Annotated in this window: 16 protein-coding genes; 6 read left to right on the forward strand and 10 right to left on the reverse strand. The window is 67.5% G+C overall.

What is annotated here, in order from left to right:
* The first annotated feature begins 139 nt into the window (after positions 1 to 139).
* Positions 140 to 1,030 (forward strand): helix-turn-helix domain-containing protein, encoded by an 891-nt coding sequence (locus ABH926_RS36060; RefSeq protein ID WP_370347857.1) that lies wholly within the window; start codon positions 140 to 142, stop codon positions 1,028 to 1,030.
* A gap of 130 nt (positions 1,031 to 1,160) precedes the next feature.
* Here ABH926_RS36060 and ABH926_RS36065 read toward each other — a convergent pair whose 3' ends face one another.
* From ABH926_RS36065 to ABH926_RS36080, 4 genes are all read right to left on the reverse strand, one after another.
* On the reverse strand, positions 1,161 to 1,676 hold the full coding sequence (locus ABH926_RS36065; protein ID WP_370347855.1) for a helix-turn-helix domain-containing protein: 516 nt from the start codon (positions 1,674 to 1,676) through the stop codon (positions 1,161 to 1,163).
* A gap of 145 nt (positions 1,677 to 1,821) precedes the next feature.
* Entirely contained in the window at positions 1,822 to 2,388 is a 567-nt protein-coding gene (locus ABH926_RS36070; protein ID WP_370347853.1) for a helix-turn-helix domain-containing protein, read from the reverse strand.
* Positions 2,388 to 2,876 carry an ATP-binding protein gene (locus ABH926_RS36075; RefSeq protein WP_370370434.1) on the reverse strand — a complete coding sequence of 163 codons (489 nt, stop codon included), beginning with the start codon at positions 2,874 to 2,876 and terminating at the stop codon, positions 2,388 to 2,390. The genes ABH926_RS36070 and ABH926_RS36075 overlap by 1 nt, the downstream gene beginning before the upstream one ends.
* Positions 2,873 to 3,142, reverse strand: a complete 270-nt coding sequence (locus tag ABH926_RS36080) for a hypothetical protein (RefSeq protein WP_370347848.1) — start codon at positions 3,140 to 3,142, stop codon at positions 2,873 to 2,875. Before ABH926_RS36080 ends, ABH926_RS36075 begins: the two co-directional genes overlap by 4 nt.
* Before the next feature lie 242 nt (positions 3,143 to 3,384).
* On the opposite strand from ABH926_RS36080, the gene ABH926_RS36085 reads away from it, so the two are divergent.
* Together ABH926_RS36085 and ABH926_RS36090 are read left to right on the forward strand one after the other, a co-directional pair.
* Positions 3,385 to 4,593: a helix-turn-helix domain-containing protein gene (locus tag ABH926_RS36085; RefSeq protein ID WP_370370435.1), complete on the forward strand. Its 1,209-nt coding sequence runs from the start codon at positions 3,385 to 3,387 to the stop codon at positions 4,591 to 4,593.
* Positions 4,590 to 5,126: a flavoprotein gene (locus ABH926_RS36090; RefSeq protein ID WP_370347844.1), complete on the forward strand. Its 537-nt coding sequence runs from the start codon at positions 4,590 to 4,592 to the stop codon at positions 5,124 to 5,126. Before ABH926_RS36085 ends, ABH926_RS36090 begins: the two co-directional genes overlap by 4 nt.
* A 311-nt stretch (positions 5,127 to 5,437) precedes the next feature.
* Here ABH926_RS36090 and mobF read toward each other — a convergent pair whose 3' ends face one another.
* Positions 5,438 to 10,015: a MobF family relaxase gene (gene mobF / locus ABH926_RS36095; RefSeq protein ID WP_370370436.1), complete on the reverse strand. Its 4,578-nt coding sequence runs from the start codon at positions 10,013 to 10,015 to the stop codon at positions 5,438 to 5,440.
* A gap of 173 nt (positions 10,016 to 10,188) precedes the next feature.
* On the reverse strand, positions 10,189 to 10,902 hold the full coding sequence (locus ABH926_RS36100) for an ArsR/SmtB family transcription factor (protein ID WP_370361414.1): 714 nt from the start codon (positions 10,900 to 10,902) through the stop codon (positions 10,189 to 10,191).
* Positions 10,903 to 11,014: 112 nt separating this feature from the next.
* Between ABH926_RS36100 and ABH926_RS36105 the strand changes: the two genes are divergently transcribed.
* On the forward strand, positions 11,015 to 11,437 hold the full coding sequence (locus ABH926_RS36105; RefSeq protein ID WP_370370437.1) for a GNAT family N-acetyltransferase: 423 nt from the start codon (positions 11,015 to 11,017) through the stop codon (positions 11,435 to 11,437).
* Between the two features lie 383 nt (positions 11,438 to 11,820).
* Here the strand turns inward: ABH926_RS36105 and ABH926_RS36110 are convergent, their stop codons facing one another.
* The 3 genes from ABH926_RS36110 to ABH926_RS36120 form a co-directional block, all read right to left on the reverse strand.
* Positions 11,821 to 12,180: an ASCH domain-containing protein gene (locus ABH926_RS36110; RefSeq protein ID WP_370347869.1), complete on the reverse strand. Its 360-nt coding sequence runs from the start codon at positions 12,178 to 12,180 to the stop codon at positions 11,821 to 11,823.
* A 1,095-nt stretch (positions 12,181 to 13,275) separates the two neighbouring features.
* On the reverse strand, positions 13,276 to 13,848 hold the full coding sequence (locus ABH926_RS36115) for an AAA family ATPase (protein ID WP_370370438.1): 573 nt from the start codon (positions 13,846 to 13,848) through the stop codon (positions 13,276 to 13,278).
* Positions 13,848 to 14,750: a hypothetical protein gene (locus tag ABH926_RS36120; protein WP_370370439.1), complete on the reverse strand. Its 903-nt coding sequence runs from the start codon at positions 14,748 to 14,750 to the stop codon at positions 13,848 to 13,850. The genes ABH926_RS36115 and ABH926_RS36120 overlap by 1 nt, the downstream gene beginning before the upstream one ends.
* A 397-nt stretch (positions 14,751 to 15,147) precedes the next feature.
* On the opposite strand from ABH926_RS36120, the gene ABH926_RS36125 reads away from it, so the two are divergent.
* On the forward strand, positions 15,148 to 15,627 hold the full coding sequence (locus tag ABH926_RS36125) for a calmodulin-binding protein (protein WP_370361410.1): 480 nt from the start codon (positions 15,148 to 15,150) through the stop codon (positions 15,625 to 15,627).
* Between the two features lie 179 nt (positions 15,628 to 15,806).
* Here the strand turns inward: ABH926_RS36125 and ABH926_RS36130 are convergent, their stop codons facing one another.
* A complete protein-coding gene (locus ABH926_RS36130; protein ID WP_370370440.1) occupies positions 15,807 to 16,421 on the reverse strand; it encodes a hypothetical protein in 615 nt (204 codons plus the stop codon).
* Between the two features lie 355 nt (positions 16,422 to 16,776).
* On the opposite strand from ABH926_RS36130, the gene ABH926_RS36135 reads away from it, so the two are divergent.
* Positions 16,777 to 17,316 (forward strand): AAA family ATPase, encoded by a 540-nt coding sequence (locus ABH926_RS36135; protein ID WP_370370449.1) that lies wholly within the window; start codon positions 16,777 to 16,779, stop codon positions 17,314 to 17,316.
* Positions 17,317 to 17,484 lie beyond the last annotated feature (168 nt).

Genomic DNA, 17,484 nt, shown 5'->3' on the forward strand with positions numbered 1-17,484 from the left:
TGCTTCCTGGTAGGGATGTGGGATGCCGCACGTGAGGCGCTGCTGCGGGTATATCTTCGGCAGCTGAGAAGCAAGTACCCCGGCCGGTGCTACGAACACCGCCGGGGCGTGGCACCAGGAGTAAGGCTAGGGCTCCCGAATGCGTATCCATCGTAGCGCGCGCGTACGTTTTTTCACCACTTTGGGCAATGAAGTTCTGAGAGACAGCCGCTTGAGTTTCTGTGCTCGCGGCATCCTCGCTTATCTGCTGTCCCAGCCGGACGGTAAGCGCGACGACATCCGGACGCTCGCGGAGCGGACGCCGGAGGGGCGGGAACGTGTGGCGTCCGCCATGCGCGAGCTGGAGAAGCTCGGGTATCTCGCGAGGACCAAGAAGCGCACACCTGAGGGGCATATCTACACCGACGTAGAGGTCTTCGACAGGCCTGGGGGAGCGTCGTCGCAGCTCGGGCCGAACGTCGGGTTCCCGGACTTCGGTGGGGCGGTTGCCAGCCCAGACGGCGATCACCCCGTGAAGGAACGGGGTGAAGAACCCACCCACCCGGCGTCGGCGCCGGATGACGCGGATCCCGGGCGGGAAGGGGACTGCGACGAGGAGACGAGGGCAAGCGCCGAGCTGCTCGCCCGCGCATTGCGAGCCGAGCCTCGGCTGGCTTTGGGATGGATCGACGTACTCCGGCTCGCGCCCCTGGTGACCGAGTGGCGGCGCCGCGGTGCCTCGGAGCTGCACATCGCCGGTTCACTGACCTCTGGCTTGCCGCGAGGCGGGGTGTACCACCCGGCGCGGTTCATCGAGACGCGCTTGGTCGCGAAGATGCCCCCTGAACGATGCGTAGCCCCAGCACGCATGGAATGTGACGGGTGTGGGGTTCCGGTGCCTTCCGCTGGCCTGTGCCATTCTTGCGGGGAGAACGGGCCTGCTGTGGCTCAGCGCTCACCGGAGAACCAGGTGCTTGCCCGTGGTGTCGCAAAGGCGCGTGCTGCATTGCGAGGCCTGTCGATCGACTGCGTGACGCCTGCGTTGGCGTAGGAGAGCGTCGCCCTACCGAACTTGGTTGCGGGTCAAGCGGCTTCGCGGCTGGCTTCGCCTAGTGTTGTTCCGCTGATCCCGGGCAAGGATCGTGAGTAGGCCTTCAGTCACTGCATTTTGCCGGATCGTCTCACGCTGTACCAAACCATTGGGGCCGCAAGGCAACAGAGCATCCTAACTTCTGCGCCCAGACGATCTGCGCAATCGGTCGCGGAGGAATGCGAGTCAGCTCCCAATATGAGATCGCCGACCCGCTGACGCCTACGAATCGGCCGACCTCCTTTTGGTTCAGCCCCAGAGCCTTGCGGCGACTCTTCAACGGCCCAGCGAGTCGCCGCAGATCGAAAGCGTCTCTTGATTCATTCGGCAGCAACGAGGGAGGTTCGGGCGACAGCACCTCGTAATCCGGGCCGACGATCACTAGGCGTCGATCAAGCCCACCTGACCAGCGCGTCAGGTTCACCAAGGTGGGTCCCAGCCGTAGGTTCTCCCACTCGGAGATCGTTTTTCCACGAACCCCGACTCGGGATGCCAACGCAGCTTGAGAGATCCTGGCCCTTCGACGGACTAGCGTTAGCTCGCCAACGATCTGCACGAGGACGTGGTTCGCCGCTCTATTGACTTTCAGCGTCACCAATAGCCCCATCGGTAATGCCGGATCGCATCCGAGCCCTCCACATGCGGCGCGTAAATCCCACTAGCGTAGAACCATCGTAGAGCACTTAGAACCCATGTCCGTTCTGAGTCCTCATTTGACGCCGTCATGTGGGCAATATCTGTAGCTATCAGACTCACGAGCCCGGACGATTGATAGTGGACGCCAGCACTCCGGGTAGTGCGAAGCCGGCGCGCCGGACGCGTCGGACTCCGTTGGGGACGGCCAGGAGATCCAGCGAGTAGCCGAGTTTCTGCGCCCACACCACGTGCGCGATCGGCCGCGGGGGTACCCGGGCCAGTTCCCAGCGCTGGATCGAGTCCCGGCTGACGCCCACCAGGGCGCCGAGTTCCCCCTGTCCCATCCCCAAGGCCAGGCGGCGGTTGCGCAGCGGTACCGCCAACCGTCGCCGCTCGAAGATCTCGAAGGTCTCGCCGGGGCGCTGGCGCACCGGGCCTATGCGCAGTTCGCCGTCCCGGCCGATGATCACCAGCCGCCGGCCGAGCTCGTGCGACCACTGGATCAAGTGCCCCAGCGTCGGCTCTACGGCCCCGGTCTCCCATTCGGAGATGGCCCGGCCCCGAAATGGCATGCCACAAGCGAGCCCATTCTGGGACAGCCCGGCGGCTAGGCGGGCGGACCGCAGGCCGCCGACGATCCGCGTGAAGGCCCGCTCGGCCGTGTAATCAACGTGCAGCGCCATCAACGCGTCCAACCGTCCGTCGTCATGCCGACCTTTCGTATGGCGCTCAACTCATGGGGGAGGCCAGCGACCGGGTCCGGGGGCCGGGGTATCGTCATGACCTCGTCAAAGGTGATCTCGGCCCACACCGAGCGGCCACGCTTGTCGCCGGCCGCGCCCCAGCAGGCCGAGAGCATGGTGACGATGGTTAGGCCGCGCCCGGCTTCTTCGTCGTCTTGCGCGGTGCGGACCGAGGGGGTGGAGGGCCCGCCCTGGTCATCGACCCACACCCGGCACCGGTCGCTGAACCGGGCCAGCCGCAGGACGAACTTCCCTCCGGGTCCGCCGCTGGCTGTGTGCTTGATGGCGTTGCCGGCCAACTCGTCGGCGACCAGCGTCACGATGTGCGTGGTGTCGCAGTCGCCTAAGACGGCGAGGATGAAGCGGCGGACGTCTGCCAGGCACTCGGGCCGGCCGATGAACTTCCTTGACCAGGTCTCCACGCTCACTCACCGCCCGGACCAGGTTGGCTGGTCCACCGGCAGCGGATGAGGGTCTCGGTGTGCTCGGCAACCTGCGACGCCGCTCGCTGTGGATTGCTGCCGGTTTCGTGCATGATCAGGCAGGCCAACGTGGTCTGCAGGCCCCGGTGATAACCGTGCCACTCGCTCTGATCGCGGCGCGTCTCCTGGTCGGCCGGGAAGTACTCGCCGGCATCGAAGGTCAGGGTCGCGGCTAGGCCGAGCACCGCAAGGTAGCTGCTGGAATGCCGCACCCGCCAACACCCCGAAACCGCAAACCGCAGGTACAACCCGAACTGACAGTTTGGGTCTCCTGAGGGAGACGCCCGGTGCATAGCCGGGCTCTTGGACGGGATCGCTCACGGCGACACTCCTTTGCATATCAGAGGACTGCTCGACCTGAAGCTAGGACGGCGCGGGTGGTCCGGCGGCTACAAAATGTGTCCATTGATACGCTGGATGCACGGCAGCATTACTTGGCGTGACGGGAACCCCGATGACCAACCGCACCGGTGAGCGGGTCAGGTACTGGCGCATACGACGCGGACTCGACCGGGCAACATTCGCTTCCCGCGTCGATCGGTCGCCGTCCTGGGTCAAGGCCATCGAGAACGGCCAGCGTGAGCTCACCCGCCTGCCGCTGTTGGAGCGCGTCGCACAGGCACTCGGGGTGACCGTCCAAGCTCTCACCGATCCGGTGGAAGCCGAGCGGGCGACCCGCGCCCCGGACGCGGCAGAGATCGCCGCGATCACCGGCGCCTTGGAGCACTACGAGGTGATACTCGGAGCACCAGTCGATGCTCTTGAGCATCCCCGGCCAGCTGACCTCACCAAGAGGGTCAACTTTCTCGACGAAGCCTTCCTGGCCTCGCGGTTCTCCAGTATCGGCCGGGACCTGCCCAAGCTGCTGATCGAGGCGCAACGTGCGGCGAAGGAACAGCCAGGCGCCGAGTCCATCCGGGTACTCGTCAAGGTGTACCGGATCGCGAGCTCGACCTTGCTGAAACTCGGGGCGGATCAGACCGCGTGGCTGGCCGCGGACCGGGCGATGATCGCCGCCCAGGCCACGGACGACCTGTACACCCTTGCCCGCGCTACTCGCTCGGTGTCGCGCGCGATGACCAACCTCGGGAGGACCGAGGCCGCGTTGGACGCTCTGTTGGCTATGGCTGCGCGGATGCAGCCAGAGGTGGCCACGTCGACTCTCGAAGTTGCGGCGATGTACGGCATGGTGCTGCTCGCGGCGGAGATCGCGGCAGCGAAGTACGGTGACGTGCACACGGCGTTGGCGATGCACGATGAAGCGAGTGAAGTCGCGCGGCGGCGCTTTGCGGCCGGCGCGAGCGACAAAGAGACAGCGTTCGGGCCGACCAACGTCGACCTGCACTGGGTGTCGGCCCTGGTCCGTCTCGGTCGTCCAGACGAGGCAGTGCAGCACGCAGACGGAATCGACCGCGCCGCTCTGGCGCTGCTGCCTCGCGAGCGACGCGGGACGTTCAGCATCGATCTCGCGTTGGCCTACCACCAACTCGGCCGCTACGCCGAGGCGGAGGCTGTGTTGTTGGCCGCCGAGCGGATCGCGCCGGAAGAGGCGAGGTGTCGGCCCGGGAGCAAGACGCTGATCGCTAGTCTGGTCAACGCCCCGAGCCGCAGCCCGAGTGCCGAGCTGCGTGCTCTCGCCCGTCGTGCTGGAGTACAAGCGTGACCCGAGTCCTCTATGTGATCCCTTGCGCGGCAGGTCCTGCACCGATGGTCAACCGGCTGGTGACGCTGGCGCAGGCCGGCGGGTGGGATGTGTGGCTGGCCCCGACCCCGAGCGCGATGGACTTCCTCGACGTGCCCAGGTTGGAAGCGCTGACAGGCCACCCGATTCGGGCCCGATACCGGCAGCCGGGAGAGCCCGGGAAGCTACCGACGGCTGACGCGGTGATCGTGGCGCCTGCGACATATAACACGATCAACAAGTGGGCGGCGGGCATCGCGGATACGCACGCCCTGGGGTTGCTGGCGGAGCTGACGCCATCCGGCATCCCGATCGCCGTGCTGCCCTTCGTCAACGCCGCCCTCGCGGCAAACCGGGTGTTCGGACGATCGGTGGAGTCCCTGAGGGAGGAGGGTGTCACGGTGCTCGTCGGCGACGGTGGGTTCGTGCCACATCCGGCAGGGACCGGTGGCGGTCGGCTGGAGACGTTCCCCTGGGAGCTGGCGTTGAATGCTGTTGGGGACACACCAGCGTAAGTAAGTGGCGTAGGCCTGCGATCATGGGTGTGGCTTCTTGGGAACGTGTGGTGTCCGCGCTGCGCAGGGGCTGGAGCAGCTCGGTTACCCCACAAGGGAAAAGATGCACACGCCTGAGGGCCGCGTTTACACCGAGGTGGAGGTCTTCGACAGGCCCGCAGGAGCGTCGTCGCAGCTCGGGCCGAACGTCGTGTTCCCGGCCTCTGGTGGGGCGGCTGCCAGCTCAGACGGCGATTGTCGCCGCCTTGATTACGGTCCTGCTGCGGTGCAGGACCGCAGCGTGGTGTCTACGTCGCCACGAGCTCCAAGGCTCACGGTCCTGGCCGCGGTCCCTGTGGCTGGTCCTGAGGTGGTCGGGGCGGGGGCGAAGATCGGATTTCCGACGTGCGATTTGGAGGTTCGACCTGACGGATTTTGGTCGTAGGCCGCGGAGCTGCCTGCCCCGTGCGGCCGAGGCGCTGTTTGGCGTGCCCACGGGCACTGGGCGTCCTCGGAACGCGCTTGCCGGAGCTGGGCTTAGAGAGGTCGAGATGCCCTCTTTCGACGAGGATGGCGGCGAGGTCCTGGTGATAGATGCGCTGATCCGCGTCGGCTGCCGGCTCGCGCTTGCTGCCCAGCCAGTCTCGGCCGAGTCGTTTGGCAAGGTCGTCGGCGATGCGGTGCTGCTCCTCGATGTCCAGGGTCCGGTAGCGGTCGGCGGCCAGGCGTCCCCAGCTCGGGTCAGGGTTCGGGCCGGCTCCGCGTAGGGCCAGGACGGATGCGGCGGCGATCCAATAGGCCCGATTGCCGACTCGTCCGCTTTCGGGGTACGGACCGAGCGGCTGGTCCGGATCGTCGTCGACGACCCGGTACTGGTCGCGGTAGGCGGCTACGGTCGAGAGGTGGCTCAGCCAGGCTTCGCGCCCCGCCGGGTCGGCGGGCTCTGTGGCGAAGCGTTCGGTCCACGCGGGCCGTTCGGATGCGGCAGTCTGCGCCAGCTGTTCGACGCGCCGGCCTATCAGTTCGGCTCGTGCGTCGAGGTACGACCGCCAGTGCGGGGCGGTAATCGGTCGTGCTGAGCGGAGCCAGGTGGGCAGGAACGCGCCATCGATGTCGTGTGCAGCCGATTGCAGCTGTTCGGCCAAGGCGATGGGCGTGGCGCCGAGGGGGCGTGTTCGGACGTGGTCAAGGGCGTCGGCCAAAGCAGCACTGGGCTCGGTGCCGGCCAGTTCGAGCTGGGTTAGGGCACGCGTGACCCGGTGCCATATCGCACGTGAGTCGTTGGCGGCGCCGGTTGCCCGCGCGTCAAGGTGGCGGTGGACGGCCAGGGCGAGGGGTTGGCAGACCGGAGCTCCGGATCCGAGGGTTCTGCGGTCGATCACGCTTTCCAGGACCTCGGTGGGGTCTAGCCCAAGAGTGTCGACTCGCCGCAGGGCAAGAAGCAGCGCCGCCCACGTGCCCTCCCTGCGAGCAGAGTTCGCACGGGCTGTTCCGAGGGCCTCGTACACGGCTCGTTCGTATGAATGCGCGTTGTTTTCGTCGGTGCGCATGCGGGCTGTCGGGACAGTTGGCAGCGGAGTCAGAGCGGCGTCGGCTGCCAGGTCGGGATCGAGACCGGCCAGGATGGAGCGGTAGCGGATCTCGGCGTCGCCGGGCAGTGGCGTCGGCTCCGCATCGATGACTCGGCGCAGACGCCAGGAGATGACCTGAGCCATCGAGTCTGCAGTGGCCAACTCGCGGCCGCGAGTTGTGCAGCGGAGCAGCTCCGGGACGTCCCACCCGGCAGCGTCGGCGTCGCGGAGAGCCCGGAGGACTGCGTGCCACGCGGAATCGCCGATGATCTCCGAGGCCAGGTCCGGTAGCACCGCTTCGACTGTCTGCCGGTAGTGGGAGTCGGTGGCGACGTCGAGCGCGTGGTCGTACCGAGGTACGAGGCTGCACAGCGATCCGGCTTCGTCGAACGAGGCTCGGATCTGCTCGGTCGCCGATAGCTCGGCGGTCTCGCGGGCCACTACGTGCTCGAGGATTTCGCGGGCAGCGTAGGCGTCCGCGTCGAACTTCACGGCGTCCACGTGCTCGTCTTCATCCAGGCTCGCGAGCTCGTGGGTGGCGACGTAGAGCGTGGTTCCGTGGCGGGCCCGGGAGGCGATGACGTAGAAGTTCTCCCGTCCCATCTCCTCGGTGATCAGGGCGTGGCAGGCGTCTACTGTCGAGCCCTGGGCGCGGTGGGCGGTGGCGGCGTAGAGCAGTTCGACGTTGGCCGCGACGTACTTGGGCGGGAGCAGCACACGTCCGTGGTGTTCGAGGTGCTGGACGGTGAGGGCGCCGTTCGGATGGCGTTCGAGTACTTCCCAGGCGTCGCCGTTCTTTACGAAGTCGCGGGTTCCGGAGCGGAGTCGGCGGTCGTTGTCACGGGTGATGATCAGGTCGCGCGCTCCCGCGAGGTTGCCGTCGTGCAGTCGAACGCCGTCGGCTTCGACCTGCCCCGCGGTGACTCGGTCGGCACGTGCTCGGGCGCACAGCTCGGTGACATCCGCGTTGGTGGCTGCGACCATGAGGGCCTTGCGTCCGGAGAGCATGTCTGTCTTCCAGCCGGCGTAGGCCTGCTCGGTCATGTTCTGTCGCGACCCGTGTTGGATCCGGTCGGCGTCTTGGTAGAAGTCGAGTCCGGCGGTGTCGCCGACGCGGATCTTGAGCGTTGCCTCGGCCTCGGCCGGGTTCGAGAAGCGGTAGAGAGTTGAGAGCTCCACGGCCCCGGACTCGTTGGCGATGAGCCGGAGGGCTCCGCCGGATTCGACGGCGCCGAGCTGTCGGTAGTCGCCCAGCAGACGTACGACTGCACCGCGCTCGGCTGCGATGGCCACGAGTCGATCGAGGTTCAAGGTGCCGGCCATGCCGGCCTCGTCGACCAGGACGACGTCGCCCGGATTCAGGGCGAAGAACTCCATCTCCGGCGGCACCGTCCGTCCGCTGGCTAAGGACTTGGCGTGGTCTCCTTTCATCCACTCCCAGAGGAACTTGTGCAGGTTCTCGGCTCCGGTCCCCAGCTCGGCGGCCAGTACTCCGGCCGCTGACGCGGAGGTCGCCAGCGGCACGAGGCGCCCTGTTCCTGCGGTGCTGATCGCGGTGGTCAGGGCCTTCATGGCGGTGGTCTTGCCGGCTCCGGCCGGGCCGATTCCAGCCAGCAGGAGGCGTCCATCGCACGCGAACGCCTTCACCAGCGCCCGCTGTCCAGGGTCGAGGTTGCTGCCCGTTCGCTGTTCTTGATCGGCCAGCATGCGGTCGATGCTCTGCCCGTCCACCCCGACCGCGGTCTGGTAGCCGGCGGCGTCGACCAGCCTGGCCTCGGCGTCCAGAACCGCCTGGCTGGTGAACCGTTCAGCGCCGTGCTGGGTGAACACTGACGACCCGTCTGAGCGGCGTAGCTCCGCCGGCTCGGCCACCAGGGCCGGCGGTTCGGTGGAGATCGACCACGAGGACAGCGCCGCGTTGACGACCGCCGAGACGGCCTTCTCCTGTTCGGCCGGCGTCGTGAAACGCGTTCCGCGCAGCTCTCGGTGCGCTTGAGCGAGAACGCTCCAACGGGTCCACGTCGCGTGGTGCTCCTGGACCTGGGCAACCACTCGGGCGGCGACACCGGGCACATCCAGCTTGGCGCTCGTGATCGGGCGCGGGCTGCGCCTTCCGGGCGTGGGGACCACGGCACTCACCCACGAGAGAGCATCCGCCCCGAAGGTCGCGATCAGGTCGTCGCGCCACTCGTCCCGCATCAAGGCCCACGCTCGTGGCGGCTTCTTGCCCTTGCGGGTCGCCAACGTGGCCTGTTGGGCGAGTTCGTGCGCCGCGGGCAGTGAAGGATCACGTCCGTGCGTCGCCCTGAACTGCGCCACCAGATGCTGGTACTCGACTTCGATATCGGATCGACGGCGGGTGAAGTGGGACAGCACTTTCGACGGGAATCCCCTGATCTCCCGAACCGGCTCCTGCTTACCCAAGGTGTCTGATCGGGCCTCGAATTCGAGCCCGAGGCGGGCGTGTAGCTCGTTCTCCAGCACGGTGTTGTAGAGCTCGGAGGCTGCCACCGTCATGCGGCATATGCCGCGGGCGTCGAGTGCCTGCCACTTCCCGTTGGCCCCTAGAACCTTGCTGGAGACGGCTACGTGGGAGTGCAGGTTCGGTTCTCCCAATCGGTTGTCCGCATGGTCGAAGACAGCGGCGATCAGCCCGTACGTCTCGATCTGCGCCTGACCGGATGAGCCGGTGCGGGTGTGCGCGGCGTGCTCTTCGAGGAGCTTCAGGGCAGCGTCTCGGGCCGCGTAGTGAGCCTGTTCGATCGCTTGGCGGACCCACGGGCGGGGATCGAGACCCCAGAGCCTGGAGACGGAAGACACAGGCGTGAACACGAGGTCGAACCCCGCGACGGCGCGCCGCTGGCGCCGAGCTTCCTCCCGCCGGACCTTCTTCTCCTCCGCGGCTGTCGGTGCGCGGCCGACCTCGTCCTGGATCGCGGCCAACCTGGCGGATACCCGCTCGTCGAAGGGGCCGAGGTCCTGGTACTGAGGGAAGGGACGCCCGAGGCTGGCAGCCTTCTGCGCCTGCTCGTTGACCTTCTTGAGCTGCCGTTCCGACATGTCGGCCGTGACGTGCTCGCGCTGATAAGCCGCCGTGATGGCGGTGGCGTTCGGGTGCAGGCCCTGCCCGAACAGCGCAGTCATCTGCTCCTCGGAGATCTGGCCGGACAGACCCAGGCTCTGCAGCCCGGACCCCATCCATGTGCCCGGCGGGTTGCCGGTAGCGGTGTAGTACTCCGTCGCCGATTTGCCTCGCACAGGATTGCTGTCTCCAGCGGCTACCTGCCTGGTCAGGTAGGTATAGCCGTCTCCAGCGGTGATCTTGTGGATGGTCATCATGACCGGATCACCGCCTTCGTGCCTCGGTGTGTCCCGCGTAGCGGGCCATACTCAGATTGTCTGCAAAAGGTGTGTTGGTGAAAATATAGCTCAATCTGTTCACGTGGGCTAACGCTAGGGCGCCGGAGCGCACAGTGGTGAAGCAAGGCTGAGGCCGCGGTGCGCTGAGGCGATCAGAGATCGGTCAGCGGCAGGTCGAGATGGTCGTGGAGGGCCTGCCGGCCGATCGAGGTCACCGTGAGGGCGCGGGTCGTGCCGACGCGTTTGACCCAGCCCGAGGCCAACGCGTGGGCACAGAGGGCGGACCCGACCGCCCCGGCCAGGTGGGGGCGGCGCTCGGTCCAGTCCAGACAGGCGCGCACCAGCGGTCGACGCGACGAGCTCGGTAGGGGGACGCCGACGTCGGCGAGCCAGGCCGCGCCCGCGTCGGTCAGTCCCGGCTCGGGGCCCCAGTCGAGCAGCCCGCGTTCCACCATCGCGTCGGTGATAGCCAAAGCGACCGTTCCGGCGAGGTGGTCGTAGCACAACCGGGCATGGAGCAGCGCCTGGTTACCGGTGGCGGCGGTCAGTGAACGCGGTCGGACCGGCCGCCGCGGGGCCAACTCGGCGAGGCTCTCGATCAGCTCCATCACCGTGCGGTCGGTGATCCGCAGGTAGCGATGGCGTCCGTGCCGCTCCTCGACGAGGAGCCCGCCACCCACGAGCAGGTTCAGATGGGAGGTCGCGGTCGATGCCGAGACCCCGGCGTAGCGGGCCAGTTCGGTCGCGGTCCAAGCGCGGCCGTCGAGCAGGGCCAGACAGAAGGCGGCCCGTGTCCCGTCGGCCAGCAGCCGCGCCACGGCCGCCAGGTCTACGCCCACGTCCCGGGCTTCGTGCTGTCTGTCCATGTCTCATTGTCGCCGACGTTTCTTCGACGCTCATCGAAGTGTTCCGGCCGTAGCGTTCAAGTGCGCCGCGTGGTTGAAGGCCGCGCCGCCCACTCACATGCTGGAGGAAACTATGGTGGAACTGATCGTCACGGATGCTCCCACACCTGCGCAGACCGCGACGATCTCCGATGCCCTGGACCACTTCAACCTCGAGGCCACCGGCATCGACGACCGCAATCCGCTGGCCGTCCTGGTCTACGACCCCGGTACGAGCCAGGTGATCGGCGGACTGACTGGACGCACCTCGCTCGGTCTCTTCTTCATCGACCTTTTCTTCCTGCCGCCCGAACTACGTGGCGAAGGCCTGGGGACAGAGATCCTCCGGCGGGCCGAGGACGAGGCCCGCGCTCGCGGCTGCCGCACCGCCGTCCTTTACACGATCAGCTTCCAGGCTCCGGATTTCTACCGGAAGCAGGGCTGGACGTCATTTGGCGAAGTCCCCTGCGATCCACCAGGTACGAGCCGCGTTTTCCTGGCTAAGGAACTCGCCTAGTGGTACGGCGAGCCTACAGCGACTTGCCGCGTGGGGAAGCTGGGCTGGGTCGCGGGCGCGATCTCCACGGCCGAATCCACGACGGAGAGCAGCAGCATGCCGGTGGTCGGCGAACTGGTAGATATCGCCAGCCCTCGGCCGAGCGGGCTGGTATTCACAGCGGTAGCCGTAGCGGCCGGGGCGATCTGCCCCGCGGGGTAGCCGGGAATCCGCTTGCCTGCTCTGCCCGGTCCCTGGCGCCGCCAGGCAGAGCACGCCATTCAGCGAAGGCTCCTGCGGCACCTCTACCCGCGCGCCGACATATCCCACGGACCCTGAGCTCACGACACGTCGCAACGTCCGACTGCCGTACTAACCGATATCGGTGTTGACCCCGGCCTCTGTCAGACGAGTTCGATCTCGATGGCCAGGACGCCGAGGGCTTCCTTCTCCGGGCCGTAGATCCGGCGGATGTTGGCGAGCTGCTGCTCGCGCGGGCTGTCGGGGTTGACCCGTGCGGGTCCCTCGGTGTCGAGCATCTGCTCGAAGGAGGTGTAGCGGGCGACGCGCTTGACGCGGGTCAGGGCGTCGTCGGTGCCGCAGATGAAGCGGATGTGGTCGCCGGCGGCCAGGCTGCGCAGGTTGGGGTACTGGACTCGGACCTCGATGGTTTTGCGGCCGGAGGCGACCAGGTCGAAGTAGCGGCGGTAGAGGTTCATCTCGCGGGCGCGCACGCCGGTCTCGGTGTTGGGGCGGGCGTTCATGAGGCGGTCGATCTCCAGGGTCGTGTATGAGCGGTAGAAGTGTTTCGGGTCCGACAGCATCCGACCCACCAACCAGACCATGGCATCGACGTAGTCGTCGACGGCGCCGGTCCAGGCGGTCGCGTCCAGCATCCAGTCTCGGGCACCCGGTGGGGGAGCCATCCGGCCCTCCCGGATCAGGGACTTGGACAGTTTGGCGCCGGTGTCGGTCAGCACCATGGGGGTGTAGACGCGCGGCGGGGGAGTGAGGCCGGGCAGCTGGGTGAAGGCTTCGTCGACGAGTTGGCAGCCGAAGGCCCAGTCGCCGCCCTTGATCATTACCGAGAGCGTCACGCCGTCCCGGGCGGCGACGCGTTCCTTGACGAGGTTCCGGTACAGCGTGGCCAGGTCCAGGTAGGCGCGGCTGTCCGGTGTGATGGTCACCTTGTAGTCGCCGTGGTCGGTGCAGACCGCGGCGAAGTCGGCGCCGCCGGAGCCGGCGGTGACCAGGCGGGTGCGTTCGGCCCGCTTCTCTGCCCAGCCGCACGTCGGACAAGGGAAGCGCAGGTGGACCTGGCCGTGAGACGGAGCCAGCGGCCAACGGATCGTCTCCAGGTGACCCAGGGTCGCCAGGAACTCGTATCGGAACGCCGGCTCGGCCTGCTGGGTGGTGTAGGTCTCGACCTCGTAGTCGACGCCGGTGGCGTCGGCCAGGGAGTCGAAGAACGCTCGGTAGTACTGCTCGATCAAGCCGTCTACGGCGGCCGCGCCGAGGGCGTGGTGGTAGGTCTGCTGGTAGGCGTGGTGGGTCTCAGGGTCCAGCACGACGTCGTAGGGAGCGTTGTCGAGCGCGCCGAAGCGGACTATCGCATCAACGTTGAAGGTGCGCTTGGCGGCCTTGGCCAGCAGGAACGCCGCGGTCTGCACCAGGGAGGTGCCCAGGTGCGGGGCGCCGTTGATCTGGGTGCCGACGCAGAATGCGACGCGCTCGGGACGGGATGCCTGCAGGCGGGGCCGGATCATGTCGATGCTGCGCAGCATCGCGTTGGCCAGGACGTTGTTCGGGCTGACGATCTCCACGGTCTGTTCGAGGGCCACGAGCGTTCTCCTGCGCTGCTAGGCGGTGGGTGCGGACACGTTGGCGAGGATCTGGTCGACGCGCTTGGCGGGGTCGTCGGCCGGGATGAAGATCGGGCGGTAGCCGGTGTCGTAGTAGCCCTGGACGATCAGTTCGTGGACGCGGCGGATCTCCCGGTCCTGGGCGAACACCAGGTCGTCCTCGGCAGTGAAGGAGTCCAGGGGGTCCAGGACGAACACGGCGTCGTAGCGGTAGATTCTGGCGGCCTCCTCCAGTTCCGGGTATGGAGACAGGCCGAAGAAGGCGTCCCAGCCGTAGCCGTCCGGGATGCCGCGGTTGTAGAAGCGCAGGCCGTGCTTGTGGGCGGCGTATTCCTGCACGAACGCGGCCAGCACTTCACGGGAGTACTCCCGGCGGTCGCCGACCTGAAGGTGACGGCCCAGGCGCTCGCGGTGTGCGCGGTAGATCTCACGGGCCGGCTCGCCCTCGGTGGCCGGGATCGCGCGTTCGGCGAACTCGTTGAGCACGGCTTCCTTGCCGGCGGACGGCCCGCCGGTGATCACGTAACGGCGAGGTGGCCCGGATGCGTCGATCAGTGCGGCCAGGTCCATCAGGATCCTCCTTCTTCGGCGGGGGCCGCGGATGCGGCCAGTTCGGTGCACCAGAGGTTCGCTGCGACGGCGGCAGAGCTGGTTTCGATGGCTGCCCAGAACTGCTCGGGCCGTTCGGACTGGGAAGATGCCGCCGTCAACGCGGTGGCGAGCTCGTCGCTGACGACCGGGTACCAGCCGGCCAGCAGCGCCAGTTCGCCTGGTTCGGTCGGCGGATCTGCCCCCAGAACGCTCGGACCGTATGCCGCCACGTACGTGGCGGCTGCACTCAGCGTCTGGGCCAGCCGCCACAACGCGGTGCGGGCAGCGTCGGCCGCCTGCTCGGAGTCTGGGCCGCCGGTTCCGGTGGCCACGGCCGCGGCCAACAGTGCGGCCCGTAGCGCGTAGATGCCGGACCACAGCAAGGACAGCGCCTGCTCGTGCTCGGCGGCCTCCCAAGCGAACACGTCGGCCGGCAGCCGCAGGGGCCTTCGGGCCTGGCCCAGGGCCGGCGGGATCGCGCGGCTGCGGAGGTCCTCGCTGTCGGCGTTGAGCATCTCCGCGAGTTGGTCGCAGATCTCCGGTTCAATGCGCTTGCGGAAGTGGTGGACCTCATAGTCGGCTGACGCCGCGGCCTTCGCTCGTCGTTCGGTGAGCGTCAGACCTCTGGCATCGGGAGCGGCGCCGAACAGCAGGCGGGCCGGCACGGCCAGGCGATGGTGGGAGAAGCGGGCGAGCTGCCAACGCAGCAACGAGTCCAGAGCCCGTAGTCGGCTGGCGGGGTCGTCCGGCCACGCGGCGCGCGCGACGACGCCGCGCAGATCGAGCAGGATCGGATCGACTGAGGAGTACTCGGACAGCGGTAGTCCGGTCCGCAGCAGACCACGCAGGACCGTTCCCGAAGCCCGCGGTGCGGTGGTCACTTGAGGCCACCGCTGGGCGTGAAGAAGCTGGTCATGGCATCAGTTAAGCACTGATGCCCAGTAAACGCCCAGCAATTTGCCCAGTAAATGCCCACCATGCCGGGGCGCGCGGGACGTTGACAATGGGCTGTGCACCAGGCCCGGCTCGCCTGCTGCTGGTGCTGACCTGCCATAGCTGGTGCTGTGCGACGCCGAATCGCCAAGGCCGAGAAGCCGTCGACCGGGCCGGCCCGCTCTGTGGCAAACGGGTGGTTTCTTGGCTGCCTTGTCGTGTCGGCGCGCTGCCGCCTGTGTAAGGGTCCTGACGGGTGCTGCAAGATCATTTCCGGGTCGCCAGAGGCCCCACGCCCGCTCCCGATCGACGAATGATCTCGTCGTGCGACAGAACGGAATCCCAATGCGAATGCGCACCGCCAAGCTCAGCGCCATGCTCGCCGGCGCGGCCTTCCTCGCCGCTGCGGCACAGCCCGCAGCCCTCGCACAAGCCTCGGTGCCCAGTGCCCGGACCATGGCCTCGGCCGACGAGCCGGCCTACTTCGAGGTCACCGACATCACCCGGGAGACGTACATCGTCAAGCTGGTAGAGCCTGCCGAGATCGAGCACGCCCGCGAGCTGGTGGCTGGTGAGACCACTGACCGGCCGCACCTCATCGGCCGCATCGTCAAGCGGACCGCGCCTTACAGCCCTCGCTGGAGCTACCACCTGCAGCCGGAGTCGGTGCATTTCTTCGACAACGCCATCGAAGTCTGCGACGCCACCATTCCCTACGTCGAGGAGCACCTCGACGAAGCCGGCGGCGCCTTCCTGCCCGGCCTGGTCTGGTGCGACTGGAGCTCGCGGCTGGTGCGTGAGGTCCCCAAGCCCACCCGGGGCTGAACTGCGCTTCTGCCGGACGCCGGTATTCAATTATGTTAATTACTTGATATTCTGCGGCCTCCGAGGCTCGCCGATGCTGGCTGCGCCTGCCGTTAGGCGGGCGCCCCAGAGCTGGAGTGCGGAGCCGAAGCAAGACCGGTTCCGCACTGCAGCGGCACGCGGGAGGGACGGGAACGTGCCTACTCGCTATGCGAGCCGCGTACGAGCCATCGCTGGATGGTCCGCACGCTTACGCCGCACCGGCTGGCCAACTCGGTCGTGTTCGGCCTTGGGGATCCTGTGGCGTCAAGTCCAGCAAGGTAAGCGACCAGTGAGGCGGCCCTCTGGTCGGTCTTCCCTGCTGCCGGGGCCGGCGTTGTTCGCTTCTTTCTGGGTGTGAGGTCTTTTGCGCCGGTCGGCTTTCCAGGCTGCCCGGGTGCTCGCTCGTAGCGTTTGATCAGGTCGCCGCGTCGCCAGTAGCGCAGGTTGTGCGCGTTGATGCTGCGTGCCGTGAGGCCGAGGCGGTTGGCCTGGTCGGCGAACACGTCGACTGACACGCCCACCACCGCGGCGGCTTCGAAGTCGTCGAGGAGATCGTCGGCGGAGGCCTCAGGCTGTGGGGGAAGGGGCTGCCCAGCCTTGTGCGCCTCGATCGCTGCCGGATCCCACACGAGGTCTCGTCCTCGGTGAGGATTGAGCGGTTTCGGGAAGCCGGGCTTTTTGAGCACGTGCGCGTTGCGCAGCGTTCCCAGCGTGACGCCGCGGATGCGGGCGACGCCGGCTGCGTTCACGGGCTCGACGCCGGCTGGAATCACCCGCGGCGGTCCTTCCTCGTCGGCGATGGCGGCGAACCGCTCAGGGCTTCAGAGCGGCCGGACTACTCCGACCTATACTCAACACCACAGCGCCTCTCAAGGGCTGTAACCGGTCGGGGTCGGCGAGCTTCCACCGCGCGAGCGGACATCTCCGCCGGCCCCGATTTCTTGGCGGCGATCACCGGTGGTGCTCGCCAGCTTCGAGCCTGGCGTCCTCCCCGAGCGCGAGCAAGCCCAGGTGGCATGGTGGGACCGGCATTCAGAAACCTGCGTATCCAGGACCTGCGAGTTCCGGCCGTGCGGGAAAGCCGTCGGCGGACTCGCGGTGAGGGATGGAAGGGTTTCCGAGGTGGCAATCTTCCTGGTGACTGGCATCCAAGCGGCGGGCAAGTCCACGGTCGCACAGTTGCTTGCCGAGCAGCTGGAGAAGTCCGTGCACGTGCGTGGTGACCTGTTCCGGCGGATGGTGGTCAACGGCCGCGTGGAGATGGGACCTTCTGATCCGCCGGCTGAAGCGGTTCGCCAACTTCGCCTCCGCTACGCGCTCGCAGCTCAGGTCGCCGATGGATATGCCGACGCTGGTTTCAACGTGGTGCTGCAGGACATCGTGCTCGGCGCCTACCTGACTGACATGGTCACAGCGATCCGGACCCGGCCGTGCTACGTCGTGGTCCTCGCACCGAGTGCTGCTGTGGTGCAGGAGCGCGACGAGGCTCGCCGAGCGGCGCGGGGGAAGGTCGCTCACAGGCCGGGCGACGAAGGCGTGGCCGAGCTCGACGCGTACCTCCGTCGGGAGACGCCGCGCATCGGACTGTGGCTGGATACCTCGGAACTGACGGTCGAACAGACCGTCGAGGAGATCCTTGCCAGGGCCCCTGGCGAAGCCGCAGTCTGACAATTTCGGCGTCCAGGCGTAGGACTGTGGTGAACAAGGGCGTGGGGGCGGGGGAAATATACCGCCCCCCCCCCGCGGTGGGGGGTGCGGCCACGCCGGATTTTTGGGGGGGTTTCGTGTTGAGGGGGGGGTAGCGGGACGGGGCCAATAGGGGGGGGGGGGCCGGGG

It is taken from the genome of Catenulispora sp. GP43 (assembly GCF_041260665.1).
In the GTDB taxonomy this organism is placed as follows: Bacteria; Actinomycetota; Actinomycetes; order Streptomycetales; family Catenulisporaceae; genus Catenulispora.

Coding starts and splice junctions, on each gene's coding strand:
- ABH926_RS36060 (WP_370347857.1), top strand. CDS start 140: ATGCGTATCCATCGTAGCGCGCGCGTACGTTTTTTCACCACTTTGGGC.
- ABH926_RS36065 (WP_370347855.1), bottom strand. CDS start 1,676: ATGGGGCTATTGGTGACGCTGAAAGTCAATAGAGCGGCGAACCACGTC.
- ABH926_RS36070 (WP_370347853.1), bottom strand. CDS start 2,388: ATGGCGCTGCACGTTGATTACACGGCCGAGCGGGCCTTCACGCGGATC.
- ABH926_RS36085 (WP_370370435.1), top strand. CDS start 3,385: ATGACCAACCGCACCGGTGAGCGGGTCAGGTACTGGCGCATACGACGC.
- mobF (WP_370370436.1), bottom strand. CDS start 10,015: ATGATGACCATCCACAAGATCACCGCTGGAGACGGCTATACCTACCTG.
- ABH926_RS36100 (WP_370361414.1), bottom strand. CDS start 10,902: ATGGACAGACAGCACGAAGCCCGGGACGTGGGCGTAGACCTGGCGGCC.
- ABH926_RS36105 (WP_370370437.1), top strand. CDS start 11,015: ATGGTGGAACTGATCGTCACGGATGCTCCCACACCTGCGCAGACCGCG.
- ABH926_RS36110 (WP_370347869.1), bottom strand. CDS start 12,180: ATGAACGCCCGCCCCAACACCGAGACCGGCGTGCGCGCCCGCGAGATG.
- ABH926_RS36115 (WP_370370438.1), bottom strand. CDS start 13,848: ATGGACCTGGCCGCACTGATCGACGCATCCGGGCCACCTCGCCGTTAC.
- ABH926_RS36125 (WP_370361410.1), top strand. CDS start 15,148: ATGCGAATGCGCACCGCCAAGCTCAGCGCCATGCTCGCCGGCGCGGCC.